Source organism: Nonomuraea sp. NPDC023979, from assembly GCF_040639085.1.
In the GTDB taxonomy this organism is placed as follows: domain Bacteria; phylum Actinomycetota; class Actinomycetes; order Streptosporangiales; family Streptosporangiaceae; genus Nonomuraea; species Nonomuraea ceibae.
Genome location: NZ_JBEZZG010000002.1, coordinates 573,771 through 591,127 on the forward strand (window position 1 = coordinate 573,771; position 17,357 = coordinate 591,127).

Annotated in this window: 17 protein-coding genes; 6 read left to right on the forward strand and 11 right to left on the reverse strand. The window is 70.6% G+C overall.

The annotated features are described in order from the left end of the window. Positions 1-21 precede the first annotated feature (21 nt). Entirely contained in the window at positions 22-1,131 is a 1,110-nt protein-coding gene (locus AB0G11_RS05925; RefSeq protein WP_357584220.1) for a D-alanyl-D-alanine carboxypeptidase, read from the forward strand. Here AB0G11_RS05925 and AB0G11_RS05930 read toward each other — a convergent pair. The 3 genes from AB0G11_RS05930 to AB0G11_RS05940 form a co-directional block, all read right to left on the reverse strand. After that, positions 1,120-2,058, reverse strand: a complete 939-nt coding sequence (locus AB0G11_RS05930; RefSeq protein WP_357584222.1) for a YihY/virulence factor BrkB family protein — start codon at positions 2,056-2,058, stop codon at positions 1,120-1,122. The two genes, AB0G11_RS05925 and AB0G11_RS05930, sit on opposite strands and share 12 nt — an antisense overlap. Positions 2,059-2,150: 92 nt before the next feature. Then, entirely contained in the window at positions 2,151-3,155 is a 1,005-nt protein-coding gene (trpS, locus tag AB0G11_RS05935; protein WP_357584224.1) for a tryptophan--tRNA ligase, read from the reverse strand. Positions 3,156-3,169: 14 nt separating this feature from the next. Continuing rightward, positions 3,170-4,483 carry a hemolysin family protein gene (locus tag AB0G11_RS05940; protein ID WP_357584226.1) on the reverse strand — a complete coding sequence of 438 codons (1,314 nt, stop codon included), beginning with the start codon at positions 4,481-4,483 and terminating at the stop codon, positions 3,170-3,172. An 86-nt stretch (positions 4,484-4,569) separates the two neighbouring features. Here AB0G11_RS05940 and galE point away from each other — a divergent pair, with 86 nt between their 5' ends. Both galE and AB0G11_RS05950 read left to right on the forward strand, forming a co-directional pair. After that, a complete protein-coding gene (gene galE, locus AB0G11_RS05945) occupies positions 4,570-5,517 on the forward strand; it encodes a UDP-glucose 4-epimerase GalE (protein ID WP_357584228.1) in 948 nt (315 codons plus the stop codon). 59 nt (positions 5,518-5,576) lie between these two features. Beyond that, positions 5,577-5,702 (forward strand): hypothetical protein, encoded by a 126-nt coding sequence (locus AB0G11_RS05950; RefSeq protein WP_357584230.1) that lies wholly within the window; start codon positions 5,577-5,579, stop codon positions 5,700-5,702. Positions 5,703-5,826: 124 nt separating this feature from the next. Here the strand turns inward: AB0G11_RS05950 and AB0G11_RS05955 are convergent, their stop codons facing one another. Both AB0G11_RS05955 and AB0G11_RS05960 read right to left on the reverse strand, forming a co-directional pair. Then, positions 5,827-6,801: a malate dehydrogenase gene (locus tag AB0G11_RS05955; protein ID WP_357584232.1), complete on the reverse strand. Its 975-nt coding sequence runs from the start codon at positions 6,799-6,801 to the stop codon at positions 5,827-5,829. A 54-nt stretch (positions 6,802-6,855) separates the two neighbouring features. Then, entirely contained in the window at positions 6,856-8,835 is a 1,980-nt protein-coding gene (locus AB0G11_RS05960) for a serine/threonine-protein kinase (protein WP_219500705.1), read from the reverse strand. A gap of 15 nt (positions 8,836-8,850) precedes the next feature. Between AB0G11_RS05960 and AB0G11_RS05965 the strand changes: the two genes are divergently transcribed. After that, positions 8,851-9,312: an SMI1/KNR4 family protein gene (locus AB0G11_RS05965; RefSeq protein ID WP_357584233.1), complete on the forward strand. Its 462-nt coding sequence runs from the start codon at positions 8,851-8,853 to the stop codon at positions 9,310-9,312. On the opposite strand, the gene AB0G11_RS05970 is transcribed toward AB0G11_RS05965, so the two are convergent. After that, on the reverse strand, positions 9,284-10,216 hold the full coding sequence (locus AB0G11_RS05970; RefSeq protein ID WP_357584235.1) for a DUF5996 family protein: 933 nt from the start codon (positions 10,214-10,216) through the stop codon (positions 9,284-9,286). The genes AB0G11_RS05965 and AB0G11_RS05970 overlap by 29 nt on opposite strands. Before the next feature lie 35 nt (positions 10,217-10,251). Next, the gene (locus AB0G11_RS05975) at positions 10,252-10,755 is read right to left on the reverse strand and encodes a hypothetical protein (RefSeq protein WP_357584237.1); all 504 of its coding nucleotides are present in this window, start codon (positions 10,753-10,755) and stop codon (positions 10,252-10,254) included. A gap of 328 nt (positions 10,756-11,083) precedes the next feature. Between AB0G11_RS05975 and AB0G11_RS05980 the strand changes: the two genes are divergently transcribed. Both AB0G11_RS05980 and AB0G11_RS05985 read left to right on the forward strand, forming a co-directional pair. Continuing rightward, a complete protein-coding gene (locus AB0G11_RS05980; protein WP_357584239.1) occupies positions 11,084-12,412 on the forward strand; it encodes a hypothetical protein in 1,329 nt (442 codons plus the stop codon). Further along, positions 12,409-13,407: a hypothetical protein gene (locus AB0G11_RS05985; protein ID WP_357584241.1), complete on the forward strand. Its 999-nt coding sequence runs from the start codon at positions 12,409-12,411 to the stop codon at positions 13,405-13,407. The genes AB0G11_RS05980 and AB0G11_RS05985 overlap by 4 nt, the downstream gene beginning before the upstream one ends. Here the strand turns inward: AB0G11_RS05985 and AB0G11_RS05990 are convergent. From AB0G11_RS05990 to AB0G11_RS06005, 4 genes are all read right to left on the reverse strand, one after another. Then, positions 13,382-14,383 carry a polysaccharide deacetylase family protein gene (locus tag AB0G11_RS05990; protein WP_357584243.1) on the reverse strand — a complete coding sequence of 334 codons (1,002 nt, stop codon included), beginning with the start codon at positions 14,381-14,383 and terminating at the stop codon, positions 13,382-13,384. The two genes, AB0G11_RS05985 and AB0G11_RS05990, sit on opposite strands and share 26 nt — an antisense overlap. Positions 14,384-14,524: 141 nt before the next feature. Further along, entirely contained in the window at positions 14,525-15,739 is a 1,215-nt protein-coding gene (locus tag AB0G11_RS05995) for an NADP-dependent isocitrate dehydrogenase (protein ID WP_219500694.1), read from the reverse strand. Positions 15,740-15,792: 53 nt separating this feature from the next. After that, entirely contained in the window at positions 15,793-16,089 is a 297-nt protein-coding gene (locus AB0G11_RS06000) for a DUF3017 domain-containing protein (protein WP_219500691.1), read from the reverse strand. 10 nt (positions 16,090-16,099) lie between these two features. Then, positions 16,100-17,221, reverse strand: a complete 1,122-nt coding sequence (locus tag AB0G11_RS06005) for a citrate/2-methylcitrate synthase (RefSeq protein ID WP_357584245.1) — start codon at positions 17,219-17,221, stop codon at positions 16,100-16,102. Between the last annotated feature and the right edge of the window lie 136 nt (positions 17,222-17,357).

Genomic DNA, 17,357 nt, shown 5'->3' on the forward strand with positions numbered 1-17,357 from the left:
ACCGCCATGTGGACGAAACGGATGCCTGTCACGGCACTCATCGCAGCGGTCGGTCTCGGGGTCATCCTCGCAGGTCCCGCCCAGGCCGACCCGACCACCTCACCGGTGGGCGGTGACGCGCTGGGCGCCAAGGGGCTGGTCAGGCCGGGCGATTTCCGGGCGCCGCCCAAGACCAAGGCGACCTCGTTCCTCATCGCCGACCAGGAGACCGGCCAGGTGCTCGCGGCCAGGAACGCCCACGGCCGCTTCCTGCCGGCCAGCACGCTCAAGATCCTCACCGCGGTCACGCTCATCCCCAAACTGGACAAGGACCTCAAGGTCAAGCCCAGCCGCAACGCCGTCAACCAGGAAGGCAGCGCGGTCGGCCTGCAACCCAAGCCGATCTACGAGGTCGAGGACCTGTTCAGGGCGCTGATGATGTCCTCGGGCAACGACGCGGCGATGGCGCTGGCCGAGACCAACGGCGGCCTGGCCAAGACCATGGCCGACATGAACGCCGAGGCCAAGCGCCTCCAGGCGAACGACACGGTCGCCATGACGCCCAGTGGGCTGGACAAGCCGGGGCAGAGCAGCTCGGCGTACGATCTGGCGCTCATCGCGCGGGCCGGGCTGGCGAACGCCGACTTCCGGCGATATATCAGCACAAAGACCGCCACGTTCCCCGCGCCGAAGAAGCCCTACCAGATCAGCAACCACAACAAGCTGCTCTGGCGCTACAAGGGCATGATCGGCGTCAAGAACGGCTGGACCTCCAAGGCCCACGGCAGCTTCGTCGGCGCGGCCACCCGCGACGGCCACACGATCATCGTGGTCGTCATGCGGCACAAGGGCTACTTCTGGGACGAGGTGGCCGACCTGCTCGACTGGGGGTTCGCCGCCCGGGGCAAGGTCAGCCCGGTGGGGCAGCTCGTCGACCCGCTGCCCGACCAGCCGCCGGCCCAGGCCGCCCCGGTGACCACCCCGAGCGCCACGCCCAGCGCCGTGCCTCCGCCGCCGCTGCTGGACAACGCCGCCGCCAAGCAGACCGGCACCACGCGCACGGTCGGCTCGCTGGTGATCGGCGGCGGGCTGCTGTTCGGGCTGCTCTGGCTCGGCTACGGCATCCGGCGCAGGCGGCGCTCACGCCTGTGACGTCCGGCCCGTCCTGAACGGCATCGGCGTCGGCTCGGGCGGCGGGGCGCCTCCCGCCGTGGCCGTCCACGCGGCCACGTACAGGACGAGCCGGGCCGAGAAGTTGATCCAGATCAGCAGCCCGACCATGACCGCGAACGCGCCGTACAGCGGGTTGCTCAGCGTCTGCGCGAGCAGCAGCGAGGCGAGCTGCTTGAGCAGGCCGAACCCGATCGCGCCGAGCAGCGCACCCCGGGCGATCACCCGGAACGGCTGGACGGGCCGCGCCACCCAGCCGAGCACGATCACGAACAGCACCCAGTCGGCGCCCACGCTGCCCAGCACGCCCACCACGCCGGTCGCCGCCGTGACCACCGGCGAGCTGTCGCCGAACAGGAAGTTGGCCACGATCCGCGTCGCCTGCGTGGCCAGCCCGCCCGCCAGCACCGACACGATCAGCGTCACCCCGAGCATGAGCAGCGAGACCAGGTCACGCAGCTTGCCGAGGAAGAAGTTCAGCGGCGGCGAGGTCGCCATCGTCACCTCGCGCAGCGCCCCCCGCAGCGCGTCCACCGCCCCCAGCCCGGCGTAGAGCAGGCCCAGCAGGCCGATGATCCCGGCGGTCGCCCTGGCCTCCCCGATGCCCGACAGGTCGAGCTCCTCCGACACGCCGGGCAGCCGCTCGGCGATCGCCGCCTCCAGCGCCTGGGTGACCGCCTCGTCGACGGACATCACGTACCCGAGCAGCGCGAACGCCAGCGCGATCAGCGGGAAGAACGACAGGAACGCGAAGTACGTCACCGCCCCGGCCAGCCGGTCGCCGAACGTGGCCTGGTAGCGCTGGACGGTCCTGATCAGGTGGTCGACCGACGGCCGCCGCACCCGCCAGCTCTCCACCGTGCGCCGCCCGCGCGCCTTGGCGGCCGCCACCCGCTCACTCACGATCACCCTGCACTCCTGCCCAGGCGGCCCCCGCTTACGCGGCGACCCGGCTCAGCCGGTGCGCGTGGCGAGCGGTCGGCCTCGGCGCGGCCGTCGGCTCAGAGCGTCGGCAGGAAGCCCACCCGGTCGCGGACCTCGGCCATCGTCCGCCGGGCCACCGCGCGGGCCCGCTCGGCACCGGCCGCCAGCAGCTTGTCCAGCTCGGCCTCGTCGCCCAGCAGCTTCTCGGTGCGCTCGCGGATCGGGGTGAACGCCTCGACCACGGCCTCGGCGACGTCCTTCTTGAACGTCCCGTAGCCCTGCCCCTCGTAGCGGGCCACCAGGTCGGGGATCGGCACGCCGGTCAGCGCCGACTGGATCCGCAGCAGGTTGGAGATGCCCGGCTTGTTCTCCTCGTCGAACAGCACCTCCGACCCGGTGTCGGTGACCGCGCGCATGACCTTCTTGCGCAGCGGCCCCGGCTGCTCCAGCACGTCCAGGATGCCGGCCGGGCTGGAGGAGGACTTCGACATCTTCGCCGACGGGTCCTGGAGGTCGGTGATCTTCTCGACCTCCTTGAGGATGTACGGCTCCGGGATCGTGAACGTGTCGCCGAAGCGGTGGTTGAAGCGCTGGCCCAGGTCGCGGGTGAGCTCCAGGTGCTGCTTCTGGTCGGCGCCCACCGGCACGCTGTTGGCCTGGTAGAGCAGGATGTCGGCCGCCTGGAGGATCGGGTAGGTGAACAGCCCGACGCTGGCCGCGCTCTCGCCGTACTTGGCCGACTTGTCCTTGAACTGCGTCATGCGGGCGGCCTCGCCCATGCCCGTCTGGCAGTTGAGGATCCAGGCGAGCTCGCTGTGCTCGCGGACGTGCGACTGCACGAAGACCGTGGCGCGCTCGGGGTCGAGCCCGGCGGCGAGGAGCTGGGCGGCCGCGACGCGGGTGCGGCGGCGCAGCGCGGCGGGCTCGGTCTGCACGGTGATGGCGTGGAGGTCAACCACGCAGTAGAAGGCGTCGTGGGTCTCCTGCAAGGTGACCCACTGCCGGACCGCACCCAGGTAGTTGCCCAGGTGGAAGGAGTCCGCGGTGGGCTGGATGCCGGAGAGTACACGAGGTCTGGCCATAGCAGGCAATTGTGTCAGGAATCAGGTTCGGGCGGCGACTCGACCAGCGAGCGGCGCTTCACCCTTACCCGCGCGATACGCCTGCCGTCGAGTTCCGTGACCGTCAGTTCGAAACCGTGCACCTCGACCCGCTCGCCCAGCTCCGGCACGTGGCCCAGCATCGCCATGACGAACCCGCCCAGCGTCTCGTACGGGCCGTCGGGCAGCCTGATGCCCGTCTCGGTGCCGAAGTCGTTCAGGTTGGTCAGGCCGTCGATCTCGATCTCCCCGGCGGGCAGCACGACCGTGTCGTCCTCGACGTCGTACTCGTCCCTGATGTCGCCGATCAGCTCCTCGACCAGGTCCTCCATCGTGACGATGCCCGCCGTGCCGCCGTACTCGTCGATGACGATGACCATGTGCTGCCCCTCGTCGCGCATCTCGCCCAGCGTGGTGAGCAGCCGCTTGGAGGCGGGCACGAACTTGGCGGGCCGGATCGGCACCAGCTCGCTCAGCGGCTCGGTGCGGCCGGTGAGCACCGGGTCCAGCAGGTCCCTGACGTGCACGAACCCGATGACCTCGTCGTAGGACTCGCGGTAGACCGGGAAGCGGGAGTGCGGCAGCCCGGCGGCCAGCACCGCGGCCTCGGCCAGCGGGGTGTCGGCCTCCATGAACTCCACCTCGGTACGCGGCAGCATGACCTCGCGCAACTGCCTCTTGCCCGCGGCGAACACCTCGGCGATCAGCTTGCGCTCGTCGGGGGTCAGCTCGGCGTGCCCGACCACCATGTCGCGCAGCTCCTCGGTGGTGACCTCCTCCCGGTCGGCCTTCGGGTTGCCGCCGAGCAGCCGGACGACGCCGTCGGTGGACTTCGACAGCATCCAGATGACGGGCCTCGACAGCGCCGCGATGCGGTCCAGGAACGGCGCGACGACGAGCGACAGGCCCTCTGCGCGTTGCAGGGCCAGGCGTTTGGGGGCCAGCTCTCCGAGCACTAGGGACACGTACGAGATGGCCAGTGTCACCAGCACCAGCGCGAGCACGGGGGCGATGGCGGCGGGCACGCCCCAGCCCTGGAGCACGGGGGTGAGCTGCATGCCGAGCCGGTCGGCGCCGAACGCTGCTGACAGCATGGTGGCGACGGTCACGCCGATCTGCACGGCGGACAGGAAGCGGTTGGGGTCGCGGGCGAGCTTGGCGACGCGCTCGCCGCGGCGGCCCTTGTGCGACAGCTTGCGGACCTGGCTCTCGCGCAGGGAGACCATGGCCATCTCGGCTGCGGCGAAGAACCCGCCCACCAGGATGAAGAGCAGGACCAGGGCGATGTTCGCCGCGACGGTGTCAAACATGGTGTTTGGCAGCGTACTCGGCGGCTTTCCCACGTATGCTGAACGGCAAGCCGTACAAAATCAAACATATTTCAACGGGAGTGAACATGAGGCTGCTGGTCACCGGAGGCGCCGGATACGTCGGCAGCGTCGTCGCGGCCCAGCTCGTCGAGGCGGGACACGAGGTGACCGTGCTCGACGACCTGTCCACCGGGCACGAGGACGCGGTGCCCGATGGGGCGCGGTTCGTCCGCGCGTCGATCACCGAGGCCGGCGACGCGCTCGACGGGGCGGACGCGGTGCTCCACTTCGCCGCCAAGTCGCTGGTCGGCGAGTCGGTGGAGAAGCCGGGGCTCTACTGGGCCCACAACCTGGGCGGCACGCTGGCGCTGCTGGAGGCCATGCGTGAGCGCGACGTGCGCAGGATCGTGTTCTCCTCGACGGCGGCGACCTACGGGGAGCCGGAGCGCTCGCCGATCGTGGAGAGCGACCCGACGCGGCCCACCAACCCGTACGGGGCCTCCAAGCTGGCCGTCGACACGACGCTGACCGCGTTCGCCGCGCTGCGCGGGCTGGGCGCGGTGAGCCTGCGCTACTTCAACGTCGCCGGCGCCTACGGCCGCTTCCGCGAGCGCCACGCGATCGAGACGCACCTCATCCCCAACGTGCTCAAGGTGGCGACGGGCGAGCGCGAGTCGATCACCGTGTTCGGCGACGACTACCCGACGGCCGACGGCACCGGCGTGCGCGACTACGTGCACGTCCGCGACCTCGCGCGGGCCCACCTGCTGGCGCTCGACGCCTGCGCGGAGGGCGAGCACAAGATCTACAACCTGGGCAGCGGCAGCGGGTTCACGGTCAACGAGGTGATCGAGGTCTGCCGCGAGGTCACCGGCCACGAGATCCCGGCCGTCGTCGGGCCGCGGCGGGCCGGCGACCCCGCGGTGCTGGTCGCCTCGTCGGACAAGATCCAGGGCGAGCTGGGCTGGAAGCCCGAGCACACGACGCTGCGCGAGATGGTCGCCGACGCCTGGGCGGCGCTTTCCGGCAAATGACTCCTGTCGCGGCGCAATATGTGCTGTGATACCGAAATGTGAGGAGCATTTCACCAAGGGTGACGAAGGCGCTCGCGGTCGCCCTCGTCATGCTGGGCAGCCTGGCCGCCGCCGCGGGCGTGGTCTTCGCCACGCCCGAGCCCGTCAAGGCCGGCTCGCCATCCCCCTGTCACGCGCCACCCTGACGGCACGAGCACGACCGGCACGAGCACGACCGACACGAGCACGACCGACACGAGCACGACAAAGGCGCGCACCCCGCCATCCGGGGCGCGCGCCTTCGCGACAGATCTGGTCAGGCCGGGCTGCTCAGATCAGGCCCAGCTCGCGCACCGCGTCGCGCTCCTCGGCCAGCTCCCGCACCGAGGCGTCGATCCGCTCACGCGAGAACGCGTCGATCTCCAGCCCCTGGATGATCTCGTAACGCCCGCCCGCCGAACGCACCGGGAACGACGAGATGAGCCCCTCCGGCACCCCGTAGGAGCCGTCGGACACCACGGCCGCCGACGTCCACTCGGTGCCGTTGACCCAGTCGTGCACGTGGTCGATCGCGGCGTTGGCGGCCGACGCCGCCGACGAGGCGCCGCGCGCCTCGATGATCGCCGCACCGCGCTTGGCCACCGTCGGGATGAACGTCTCGCGCAGCCACTCGCCGTCGACCTGCTCCGCCGCGACCTTGCCGCCCACCTCGGCGTGGAAGAGGTCGGGGTACTGCGTCGCGGAGTGGTTGCCCCAGATCGTCATGTTGCGGATGTCGGAGACCGGCACCTGCAGCTTGGCCGCGAGCTGCGACAGCGCGCGGTTGTGGTCGAGGCGGGTCATCGCCGTGAAGCGCTCGGCCGGCACGTCGGGAGCGTTCTGCTGGGCGATGAGCGCGTTGGTGTTGGCCGGGTTGCCGACCACCAGCACCCTGATGTCGTCGGCGGCGTGGTCGTTGATCGCCTTGCCCTGCGGGCCGAAGATGCCGCCGTTGGCGCCGAGCAGGTCGCCGCGCTCCATGCCCGCCTTACGCGGCATGGCGCCGACCAGCAGCGCGACGTTGGCGCCGGCGAACGCCACGTTGGGGTCGTCGCTGATCTCGATGTCCGACAGCAGCGGGAAGGCGCAGTCGTCGAGCTCCATGGCGGTGCCCTCGGCCGCCTTGACCGCCTGCGGGATCTCCAGCAGGCTCAGCTTCACCGGGACGTCCGGGCCCAGCAGCTGGCCCGACGCGATGCGGAACAGCAGCGCGTAGCCGATCTGACCGGCTGCTCCGGTTACGGTCACCTTGACGGGCGTGGCCATGGCCTTCCCCTAACTCCCGGGTCGATTCGTTGACTTTCGGACTCTACCCGGTCGTCATCCGCAGTCATTCATCGCGGGCACCTTCGACTGCGTGGCGAAGTCCACGGTGCCGAAATGGCGGCCCAGCAGCTTGTGGATCGCCTTGGTCCGGTACATGTCGGCGATCACCCCGTTGATCGCCTTGCACGTCCTGACGTCGCCCTTCCTGAGGCCGACCGCGTAACGCTCCGGGTCGTCGAGCCGCGCGCCCAGCACCTTGTAGCGCTGGCTCTCGCGCGCGGCGAACCCGGCCAGGATCAGGTCCTCGCCGGGCACCGCGTCGATCGCGCCGCTGCGCAGCAGGTCCATGCACTCGGCGTAGTTGCCCGCCGGCACCGACTCGACCTCCACCTTGTCCTGCACCATGCCGACCGTCGGGCTGTTGATCCCGCAGACCCGCTTCCCCTTCAGGTCGGACAGGGCGGCGATCCGCCCCTTGCGCACCAGCACGTCCTGGTAGGCCAGGTAGTACGGTCCGGCGAACGTCACGTCGTCGGCATCGGAGATCGAATAGGTCGCCACCACCAGGTCCACACCGCCCTCGGCCAGCTCCCGCGCCCTGCTCCCCCGCGAGACCGCCACGAACTCCGTCTGCTTCGCGCCGAGCTTGGCCGCGATCTCCTTGGCCAGGTCCACGTCGAACCCCTCGAACCCGCCGTCACGCAGCAGCCCGATCCCCGGCAGGTCGGCCTTCACCCCGATCACGATCTTGCCGGTTCTGCCGACCTTGTCCATCACCGACGCGTACGCCTCCGGCGGCCTGCCGCTGCCCTCGGCCGGGTCGGGGCCCAGCTCGCCCAGCGCCACCGGCCAGCCCTTCCACACCATCGCCGCGACGGCCGCCGCCACCAGCACCAGCGCACCGGCCAGCACCGCCCACCGGGCCCCGCGCCCGCCCCGCACCGGCGCCCCGCCGTCCACGGGGAGCTGGAACGCGCCACTGCCCGTCCCCCCGCCCTCCGGGCGCGGCGGGCTCTCGGCCACCCCGGCACTCTCGGCCCCGCGGTAGGCGACCTCCCCCGACGGCGTCGCGGAGGCGCCGGCGTGGCTCGTACCGGATGTCCGCACGGCGCTCGCGGGCGCGGCCGTGACGCCCGTGGTGCGTGACACGCGCATGAACGGCGTCGTGTCGTCGCTGGCCACCTGGACGCCCCGGTTGAGCACGTCCGTGGACGCCCCCACGTGCTCCGGCTGCCCGAGCAGCCGCAGCAGGATCTGGTCCGCCGACGGCCGCTCGCCCGGCGACTTGGCCAGCGCCGACCGCACCACCCCGCGCAGCGGCTCGGGCAGCATCCCCACGTCCACCTCGTGGTTGAGGATCTTGTTGAGCACCGTCGCGATGGAGTTGCCGTCGAACACCGACTGCCCGGTGGCCGCGAACGCGATCGTCGCCCCCCAGGCGAACACGTCCGTGTAAGGCCCGACGTCGTCGCCGGCGATCTGCTCGGGCGCCATGTAGGCGGGGGTCCCGATGGCCCGGCTGGTGATGGTCCCCGTCGAGTCGATGATCCGCGCGATGCCGAAGTCGACCACGCGCGGCCCGTCGGAGGCGATCAGCACGTTGTCGGGCTTGAGGTCGCGGTGCACGATCGAGGCGTGGTGGATCGCGACCAGCGCGGTCGCGGTGCCGATGGCCAGCCGGTCCAGCACGGTCCCGCGCAGCGGCCCGTCGCTCTCGACGAGCTCGCGCAGCGGCCGCCCGTCGATGTACTCGCTGGCGATGTACGGGGTGTCGCCGTCGAGGTCGGCCTCCATCACCCGCGCCGTGCAGAACGACGCCACCCGCTGCGCCGCCTTCAGCTCCCGTGCGAAGCGCGACCGGGCGACCGTGTCGCCGCTGAACTTCACGTGCAGCAGCTTGACCGCCGCCTGCTCCCCCGCGTCGTTGACGCCCAGGTAGACGATGCCCTGGCCGCCTTCGCCGATGCGCCCGGACAGCCGGAACGATCCCAGCTGGGTGGGATCACCGGCGACCAGCGGCGACATCTGCGGCATTCGTCTTCCCCACGTGTGCACAAAGCCCGACGACGCAAACTTTACGACGCCCAGGAAGTTTCCAGAGAACTGTTAAGGCTTCGTGACGTCAGGAATGTCGGTGTCTCCTGCGGGGATGCCGCTCCTGGACCGTCACGCCTGGGGCGCACGCTGCCGCCGTCGTACCGGGAGTTCCTTCTGGTCACCGACGGCTGGACGCACGCCGGCCCGTTCGTCTGGCGGCTGCGCGGCACCGGGGAGGCGGGCCAGGCGCCGCTCCGCTACGGGGTGCCGGAGTTCGACGCGGCGGTGCGGGCCGTCGACTGGTCGGCGGCCGACGCCTGGCCCCGGCTGAAGGAGGCGCTGGCGCTGTGGCGGCCGCTGACGGACGACCACGTCGCCCCGGTGAGCCTGCTGGCCGATCCGCGCATCGCGCCGCTGATCACGCCGGAGCGGGGCCGGGAGATCCTCACGGCGTGTCGAGGCACGGGTCGGTGACGCCGCCGGGGCTGGCCAGCTCGTCCTCGGGCAGGCGGGTCAGCTTCGCCCCGGCCTGGTAGGCGCTCTCGAAGAAGTCCAGCACGGTCGACACCGGGTCGTCGGCGGCCCGGACGTCGTCGTAGCGCAGCACCGCCAGGTGGCTGCCCCGCGCCGGGAGCCATTCGGCCCGCTCCGGCCGCAGCGGCTCCCGTTCCAGCCCGTCGGGCTCGGGCGCGGTGTAGGAGTAGAACGCCGGCCAGGGCCGCTCGTCGTCGCCGAACCAGAAGCCGGAGCTGATGACCTCCCAGCTGTACGCCTCCCGGGTGACGGGGTCGACGTCGGGCGAGGCGCCCACGATCTTGCCGGTGAACCGGGTGACCGCGATGTCGAAGGTGTGCCAGAAGTGGTGCACCGGGCTGGTCTTGCCGCAGAACCCGGCGGCGAAGCGGTCGAGCACCTGGGCGACCTGTGACAGGACGCGCCAGTAGCGGTTGGCGAGCGCGGGGTCGTAGGCGGCGTGCGCGGTGTCCTCGGCGAACGGCGTGCTGTCGCCCAGGTCGAACGGCACCGCCAGGATGTCGGGCCGGATGCCGAACCGGTCCAGCGTCGCGAACAGCTCCTCGTAGAACGACGCCACGGACTGCCCCACCAGGCTGAACTCGGCGCTGCGCCCGTCGAGCACGTCCACGACGAGCCGGTGCCTGACGAAGTCGAAGTCGATGCAGAACAGCGGCAGCTCCCCCATCCCGCCCATCGGCCGGGTGGTGAGCCCCCGCCCGGTCAGGTGGAACGGGATCGACCACCAGTGGTTACGCCGGGTCGCCGAGACCAGCCGCACCTTGCCCACGATCTGGACGAAGCGGTGGATGGTCTCCTTGGTGTCGGCCCACTCCTCAAGCGGCATAGCCGGAAACAACTCCATGTCGCCTATAGTATCCATACCGCTACATATGGTTATCAGCAGGCCAGATGCAAAGCACTGAGTTGCCAGGGCTCGCCGAGCGAGTTCCCCTGCGGCACCACGTCGGTGGTCACGCTTCCCCACCAGTGCTCGACCCGGAACACGATCGCGGCCGGCTCCTCGGCGGCGACGGCGGCCGCGCAGTCGGTCACCTCCAGCTTGAGATCCAGCCGCACGCTGCCGTGCCCCGGGACGGTGTACGGGAACGGGCGGCCCTCCCCTTCCTTGATCGCGAGGAGGTCCAGTCCGGGGCCCCGCAACCCGACGCCGGTGATCGTGACGGGCAGCCAGCCCTCGTTGACGAAAACCGGCGACGCGGTGATGTAGGAGCGGAACCGCCGGCCGTGGTCGTCGAGGGACCACAAGGCGGTGCCCACTTCGCTCACGCTGCTCGCCTTCTGGACCAGGAGCGGCGTCACCAGCCCGCTGAACCAGATCGCGCCGACCGCCACCGCCGCGAGCGGCACCCAGATTCCTGCCCACCTGACCCGTTTTCTCATTATTGATCCCCCTGTCAGCCGAATGGGCATTCTGCTACTTTTCCCGGGTGGTGAACGGCAGTTGCTGACGACATTTCTTCTGGCGACGGCGGTCGGGGGCGCGCTGGCCATGCGGAATCCCCGCGTTTCCGGGGAGCGGGCCGAATTCTTCGCACGTCACGCCGCGATCGAGGCGAATCCGACCGACCTCAGTCGGATCGGCCATTACCTCGCCGTACGCGACCGTTACACGGTGGCGGGAATCGGCGCGTGCATAATCTTCGCTTTCGCCGGCGAAAACTCCTTTCTCAGCGTTCTCCCTTCGCTGGCGGCCGGCTGGTTCGTCGGCATGCTCGCCGCCGCCGCGTTCCTGGCCCGCGACGGCGGCGGCGAGCTGGAGGTCCTGCCGGAGTCGCTCACGCTCATGTGGCGGGCCGCCGCCGTGATCGCCTCGGCGGTCGCCCTGGCGGCCGTGCTGCGCTCGTTCCAGCACGAGGTGCCGATCGAGCAGCGGTTCTGGGCGGTCGTCACGCTCGCCGTCGTGCTCGCCGTCCTCGTGCTCCTCGCGCGGCTGCGGGCGCGGCCGGGCGACCGGGCCGGGGCGGCGCTGCGCGCCGGCGCCGCGCGTCACCTGGCCGCGTCCGGCGTCGTCGTGGCGCTGTGGACCGCGCCGGGCAGCGGCCTTCCCTACCTGTCCAGCTCGGCGGAGGTGGTGCGGGTCGCGATCATGTACGGCCTGCCGCTCCTGACGGTGGTCCTGGCCGCGGTGGACACCTCGGCGGCGGCGCCGCGCCCGCGCTCCCGCCCCTGGCCGGCGGCGACGGCGCTGCTGCTGGCCGGCGGCCTCGCCCTCCTGCCGTACGGGAACCCGGGCCCGCCGGTTCCGTTCACCGGTAAAGGGTCCCGGGACGTGCTCGCACATGCCGTCTTCGCGACCCCCGCGCAGGACGCCCCCGGCTGGCACCTGTACGACGCGAACGGCGACGGCATCCTGCTGCCCGAGGCGCGCGACGACGAGGGGGCGCCGTTCGCGCTCAGCGGTGACGGGAGCCGCGCCGTCTACCTGGACCGCGACACCGGCCGGATGATGCTCGCCGGGCTGCGGGGCGACCTGCTGGACCCGCTCACGGAGCCGGTGTCGCCGAGGGACCTCCCGGAGCCGATGCTGTCCCGCGACGGTCGCCACGTGAGCCTGACGACCGACGGCGGCGGGACGGAGGTCGTCGACTCGGCCACCGGAGAGCGGGTCCACCTGCCGGAGGTCCGCCGCGTGCTGGGGCTCGGCCCCTACGGGATGATCGCCACCACCGGCCGCCGCGCGTTCACCGTCGCCCCCGACACCGAGCTGCTAACGCTCGACCCGCGGGGCGAGGTGCGCACCCGGACGCCTTTCGACCCCACGCTGCGGCCGCTGGCCTCCCCCGACGGGCGGAGGCTGGCGCTCGTGACCGACGACGAGGTGCTGACCATGAACCCGCGCACCGGCCTGGTCCGCGACCGGGCCCCGCTGCGCCTCCCCGAGCACGAGGAGTCGCCGGTCCCGCTGGGCTGGGCCGAGGACGGGCGCCTGCTGATCGAGCTCGCCGACGCCGGCCACTTCCTGGTGGCCCTGGACACCGGCAGGAGCGAACCCGTCGAGGACCTGCCCGCCGGCTCGGTCCCGGGCAGGATCGCATGAGGCTCGCCGCGGTGGTCGCCGCCGCCGTCCTGGCCCTGGCCTGGCTCCTCACGCCGCTGTGGTCCCGAGGCCCCGTCACGTTCCTCCGGCCGGAGTCCGGGCAGGACGCCCGTCCGGTGCAGGAGCTGCGCGGCCCGCTGCCCGCGCCCGTGCGGTACGCGTACCGGCCCGTCTGCGACGAGCCCACGGCGGCCTGCCGGCACTGGACCCTGGTGACCACGACCGGCGAGCGCTGGTGGGTGCCCGGCGCCGGCGCCGGCGACGACGGGATCACGCTCAGCCGGGACGGCAGGCGGCTGGCGTACCTGCGGGACCGTCACCTGACCCTCAGGGATCTGACCGCCGGGACCGTCAAGCGGATCCGCGTCAGGAAGGAGGGCTACCCTGCCTTCTTCCGCGACGGCCGCCACCTGCTCGTCCGGGACGCCTCACTGATCGTCGACGTCGAGCGCGGCAGCACGCGCCGGCTGAAGGGCTCAGGCCGGGTGGCCGGCTGGACCGCCGAGGGCGTCGTGCTGGCCACGTCGAGGAGCAGCCGCGCGCCCGGTCATCTCAGGGCCGTCACGTACACCGTCCACTCGCCGGAAGGCAAGGAGGTGCGGCGGGCCGAGCTGCCCGGCAACCTGGACGGCGCCGCGCCGTCCCCGTCCGGGCGCGCGCTGGCGGTGGTCCCGGACGAGGTGACGCGGCACGGCAGGGCCGCCCGCGCCGTGGTGCTGATCGACCCGGCGACGCGCGCGGCCACCCGGACCGTGACGCCGCGCCTGCCCGCCGGATGGCGGGCCGAGGAGATCGTGCGCTGGGAGGACGAGGACACCCTCGTCATCCGGGCGACCGGCCCCTGGAACGAGGACGCCTACCACGTGCTCGACCTGGCCACCGGTGACGCCCGCCGCCTCGCCATCACCGTGCCGGGCGTCACCGACGAGCTTCTGAACCCGGCGAACCTGATCGTCGAGATCGGCGACGTCAGTACGGCAGGGCGTACGTCTTGAACAGCTGGCGCAGGAACGGCGCCTTGAACTTGGGGTACGCCACGGTCGACACGTCGCCGTCCGAGGTGTAACGCATGTCCGGGTTCGCCTTGAGCCAGTCGAGCCAGGCCGTCGAGCAGAACTGGGCGCAGTCGCCCTTCTTGTCCATGGCCCTGATACGCGGGATGCCCAGCGGCTCGAACGAGCGGCTGAACGGCGAGGCGGAAGGCGTGTAGCCGGCCAGGAAGACGCCCGCGTGCTTGTAGCCGTCGCCGCGCGCGGCCCACTCCTTCTTGTTCGGCTGGTTGCCGTACGGCAGGGCGATCGTGACCGGCTTGACCTGCGCCAGCGCGGTGATCTCCTTGCCGATGGAGCCGATCTGCTCCTCGACCTGCTTGTGCGTGCGCCCGCGCAGGTTGTGGTGGTCGCGGGTGTGGTTGCCGATGTCGAAGCCGTTGTTCTTCAGCCACAGGAGCATCTGGGCCTGCTCCTCGCGGCCGGTCTTGCCGAACATGTCGCGGGTGACGTAGAAGGTGGCGACGGGGCGGAAGCCGGGGTGCTTGGCGGCGACCTCCTGGAGGATCGCGACCGCGGTGCCGGGCTTGGGCGCGCCGGTGCCGTCCAGCGTGAGCTGGGAGGGCGAGGAGTCGTCGAACGTGAGCACCACCGGGTGCTTGCCCGCCGGGATGTCGATCTTCCCGGTGACCATCTCGGCCGCGGTGATGGGCACGTACCCGTCCTTGACCAGCCGTTCGAGGTCGGCGCGGAACTGCGCCGGGGTGCGGTCGTCGGTGGTGGCGGGCTTGTCGACGATGCGGTGCCACATGAGGACCGGGATCTGGCCGAGCTCGTTGGCCTTGGCCTTCGCGGCGGCGGCGACCTTGGCCGCCTTGGTCTTCTGCAGCTTGGCGGCGGCCTCCGCCTTGGTGTCCTTGACCTGGGCGACGGGCTCCGAGCCGCATCCGGCCACGATCGCAGCGACTGCGACCACACCCACGCCACTGATGAAACGCAGTCGCATTCGAACCCCCCGATGCGTGCACGACTGTTACGGGAGGCTCGTACCCTGCACTGCGCCAAGAGATGGTCTCGACATGCGAAAAGGGCCGCCCGGAGGCGGCCCCTTCACGTGCGATGGTCAGGCCATCTTCTTCTTCAGGTTCTCGTCCAGCGCCGCCAGGAAGTCCTGGGTGGTCAGCCACTTGGCGTCGCCGCCGACGAGGAGCGCGAGGTCCTTGGTCATCTGGCCGCCCTCGACGGTCTCGATGCAGACCTGCTCCAGCTTGTTCGCGAACTCCGTCACCGCCGGGGTGTTGTCCAGCTTGCCGCGGTGGGCCAGGCCACGGGTCCACGCGAAGATCGAGGCGATCGGGTTCGTGGAGGTGGGCTTGCCCTGCTGGTGCTGGCGGTAGTGCCGGGTGACGGTGCCGTGCGCGGCCTCGGCCTCGACGGTGCGGCCGTCGGGGGACATCAGGACCGAGGTCATCAGGCCGAGCGAGCCGAAGCCCTGCGCGACGGTGTCGGACTGGACGTCGCCGTCGTAGTTCTTGCACGCCCAGACGTAGCCGCCCTCCCACTTGAGCGAGGCGGCGACCATGTCGTCGATGAGGCGGTGCTCGTAGGTGAGCCCGGCCTTCTCGAAGTCGGCCTTGAACTCGTTCTCGTAGACCTCGGCGAAGATGTCCTTGAAGCGGCCGTCGTACGCCTTGAGGATGGTGTTCTTGGTCGACAGGTAGACCGGGTAGTTGCGGGCCAGGCCGTAGCGCATGGAGGCGCGGGCGAAGTCGCGGATCGACTCGTCCAGGTTGTACATGGCCATGGCGACGCCGCCGCCCGGGAAGTCGTACACGTCGAGCTCGATCGGCTCGGAGCCGTCCTTCGGCGTGTAGGTGAGGGTCAGCGTGCCCTCGCCGGGGATCTTGAGGTCGGTGGCGCGATACTGGTCGCCGAAGGCGTGACGGCCGACGACGATCGGCTTGGTCCAGCCGGGGACGAGCCGCGGCACGTTGGACATGATGATCGGCTCGCGGAAGATGACGCCGCCGAGGATGTTGCGGATGGTCCCGTTCGGGGACTTCCACATCTTCTTGAGCCCGAACTCCTCCACCCGAGCCTCGTCGGGGGTGATGGTGGCGCACTTCACGCCGACGCCGTACTTGTTGATGGCGTTGGCCGCGTCGATCGTGACCTGGTCGTCCGTGGCGTCGCGGTGCTCGATGCCGAGGTCGTAGTACTTCAGGTCGACATCGAGATAGGGAAGGATCAGCTGGTCCTTGATGAACTGCCAGATGATCCGGGTCATCTCGTCGCCGTCAAGCTCGACGACGGGGCCCTCCACCTTGATCTTGGGCATGCGAATGGTTCCCCTTCAATGAATGGATGCGTTGAGGCTATCGGACGGCCTCGTCAACGTGCGAAAAGGGACAGGATCAACGCCTTGAGCTCGTTGTTGTAGAGCAACAGCGAGGTCAGCACGAGGACGAACCCGAACAGTCCCAGCGTGATCACGTCGGTCTTCTTGCTGCGCACGGCCAGCGGCCCGCCGTAGCCGGCGAACCGCAGTGCGGCGCCGACCATGACGACGGCGCCCAGCGCGAACCCGCCCCACCGCGGGTCCACGAGGAAGACCAGCCCCACGCCGACGGCCGCACCCGCCAGGATCAGCGGGTACGGCCCCCAGTTCTCGCGCCTCGTGTCGCTCAACTGACGTCGCTCATCGCTCGTCGATCGGCTTCCATTTCTGGTCCGTCTCGCCGATGTATTCGCTGTCCGGGCGGATCAGGCGGTTGTCGGCATGCTGCTCGATGACGTGCGCCGTCCAGCCGGACATGCGGCTGATCGAGAAGACGGGGGTGAACAGGTCGGTCGGGATCCCAAGGTAGTGGTAGACCGAGGCGGCGTAGAAGTCGACGTTGGGGTAGAGCCCCTTCGACTCGAAGACGACCTCTTCCATCTCCTTGGACATCCGATAGTAAGTGTCGTCGCCGGTCGAGGCGGCCAGTTCTTCCGACATCCGCCGCAGGTGGGTCGCCCGCGGGTCCTCCGTCTTGTAGACGCGGTGCCCGAAGCCCATGATCTTCTCGCCGGCGGCGAGCTTGTCGCGGACGGCCTGGGCGACGCCGGACGGCTCGATGGACTCCAGCGTCTTCATGACCTGCTCGTTGGCGCCGCCGTGCAGCGGGCCCTTGAGCGTGCCGATGGCGGCGACGATGGCGGAGTGCATGTCCGACAGTGTCGCGGCGCACACCCGGGCGGCGAACGTCGAGGCGTTCATGGTGTGGTCGGCATGCAGCACCAGGCACTCGTCGAAGATCTCGACCGCGCGCTGGTCGGGGGTGCGGCCGGTGACCTGGAGCAGGAAGTTCGCGGCGATGCTGAGCGAAGGATCGGCCTCGATCGCCTGGGCGCCGGTGCGCGCAGCGTGGTAGCGGGCGATGAGCAGGCCCTGCTGCGCGGTGAGGCGGGCGGCCTTGCGCAGGTTCGCCTCGGGGCTGCTGGAGTCCTTGTCGGGGTCGTCGGCCCCGGCGAGCGAGACGAGGGTGCGCAGCGCCTCCATCGGTTTCTGCTTCTCGGCGATCTCGGAGATGTTCGCCGAGACCAGGCCGCCCAGCTCGCGGCCCCGCACCAGCTCCGCCGTGTACGCGTCGAGCTCGGCCCGGGTGGGCAGCTTGCCGCGTTGCAGCAGATGTGCGGTCTCTTCGAACGTCGCGCGGCCGGCCAGGTCGTGGATGTCGTATCCGCGATAGAAGAGGCGACCGGCCTTCCCGTCGATGTCGCTGAGCGCTGTGGACGCGGCGACGACATCGGCAAGACCTTTGGTGGGCTTGTCCGCCATGAGTGTTTCCTCCGCTTATCTCCGCTCGAAGTCTACCCGTGAGCAGGCAAAACCGTCCGCAGAGGTCCAGACCAATTTCACGCGCGATTCTCCTTTCGGCAAAGGAGATTCCGCATCGCCACGTATGGGTAAGCCG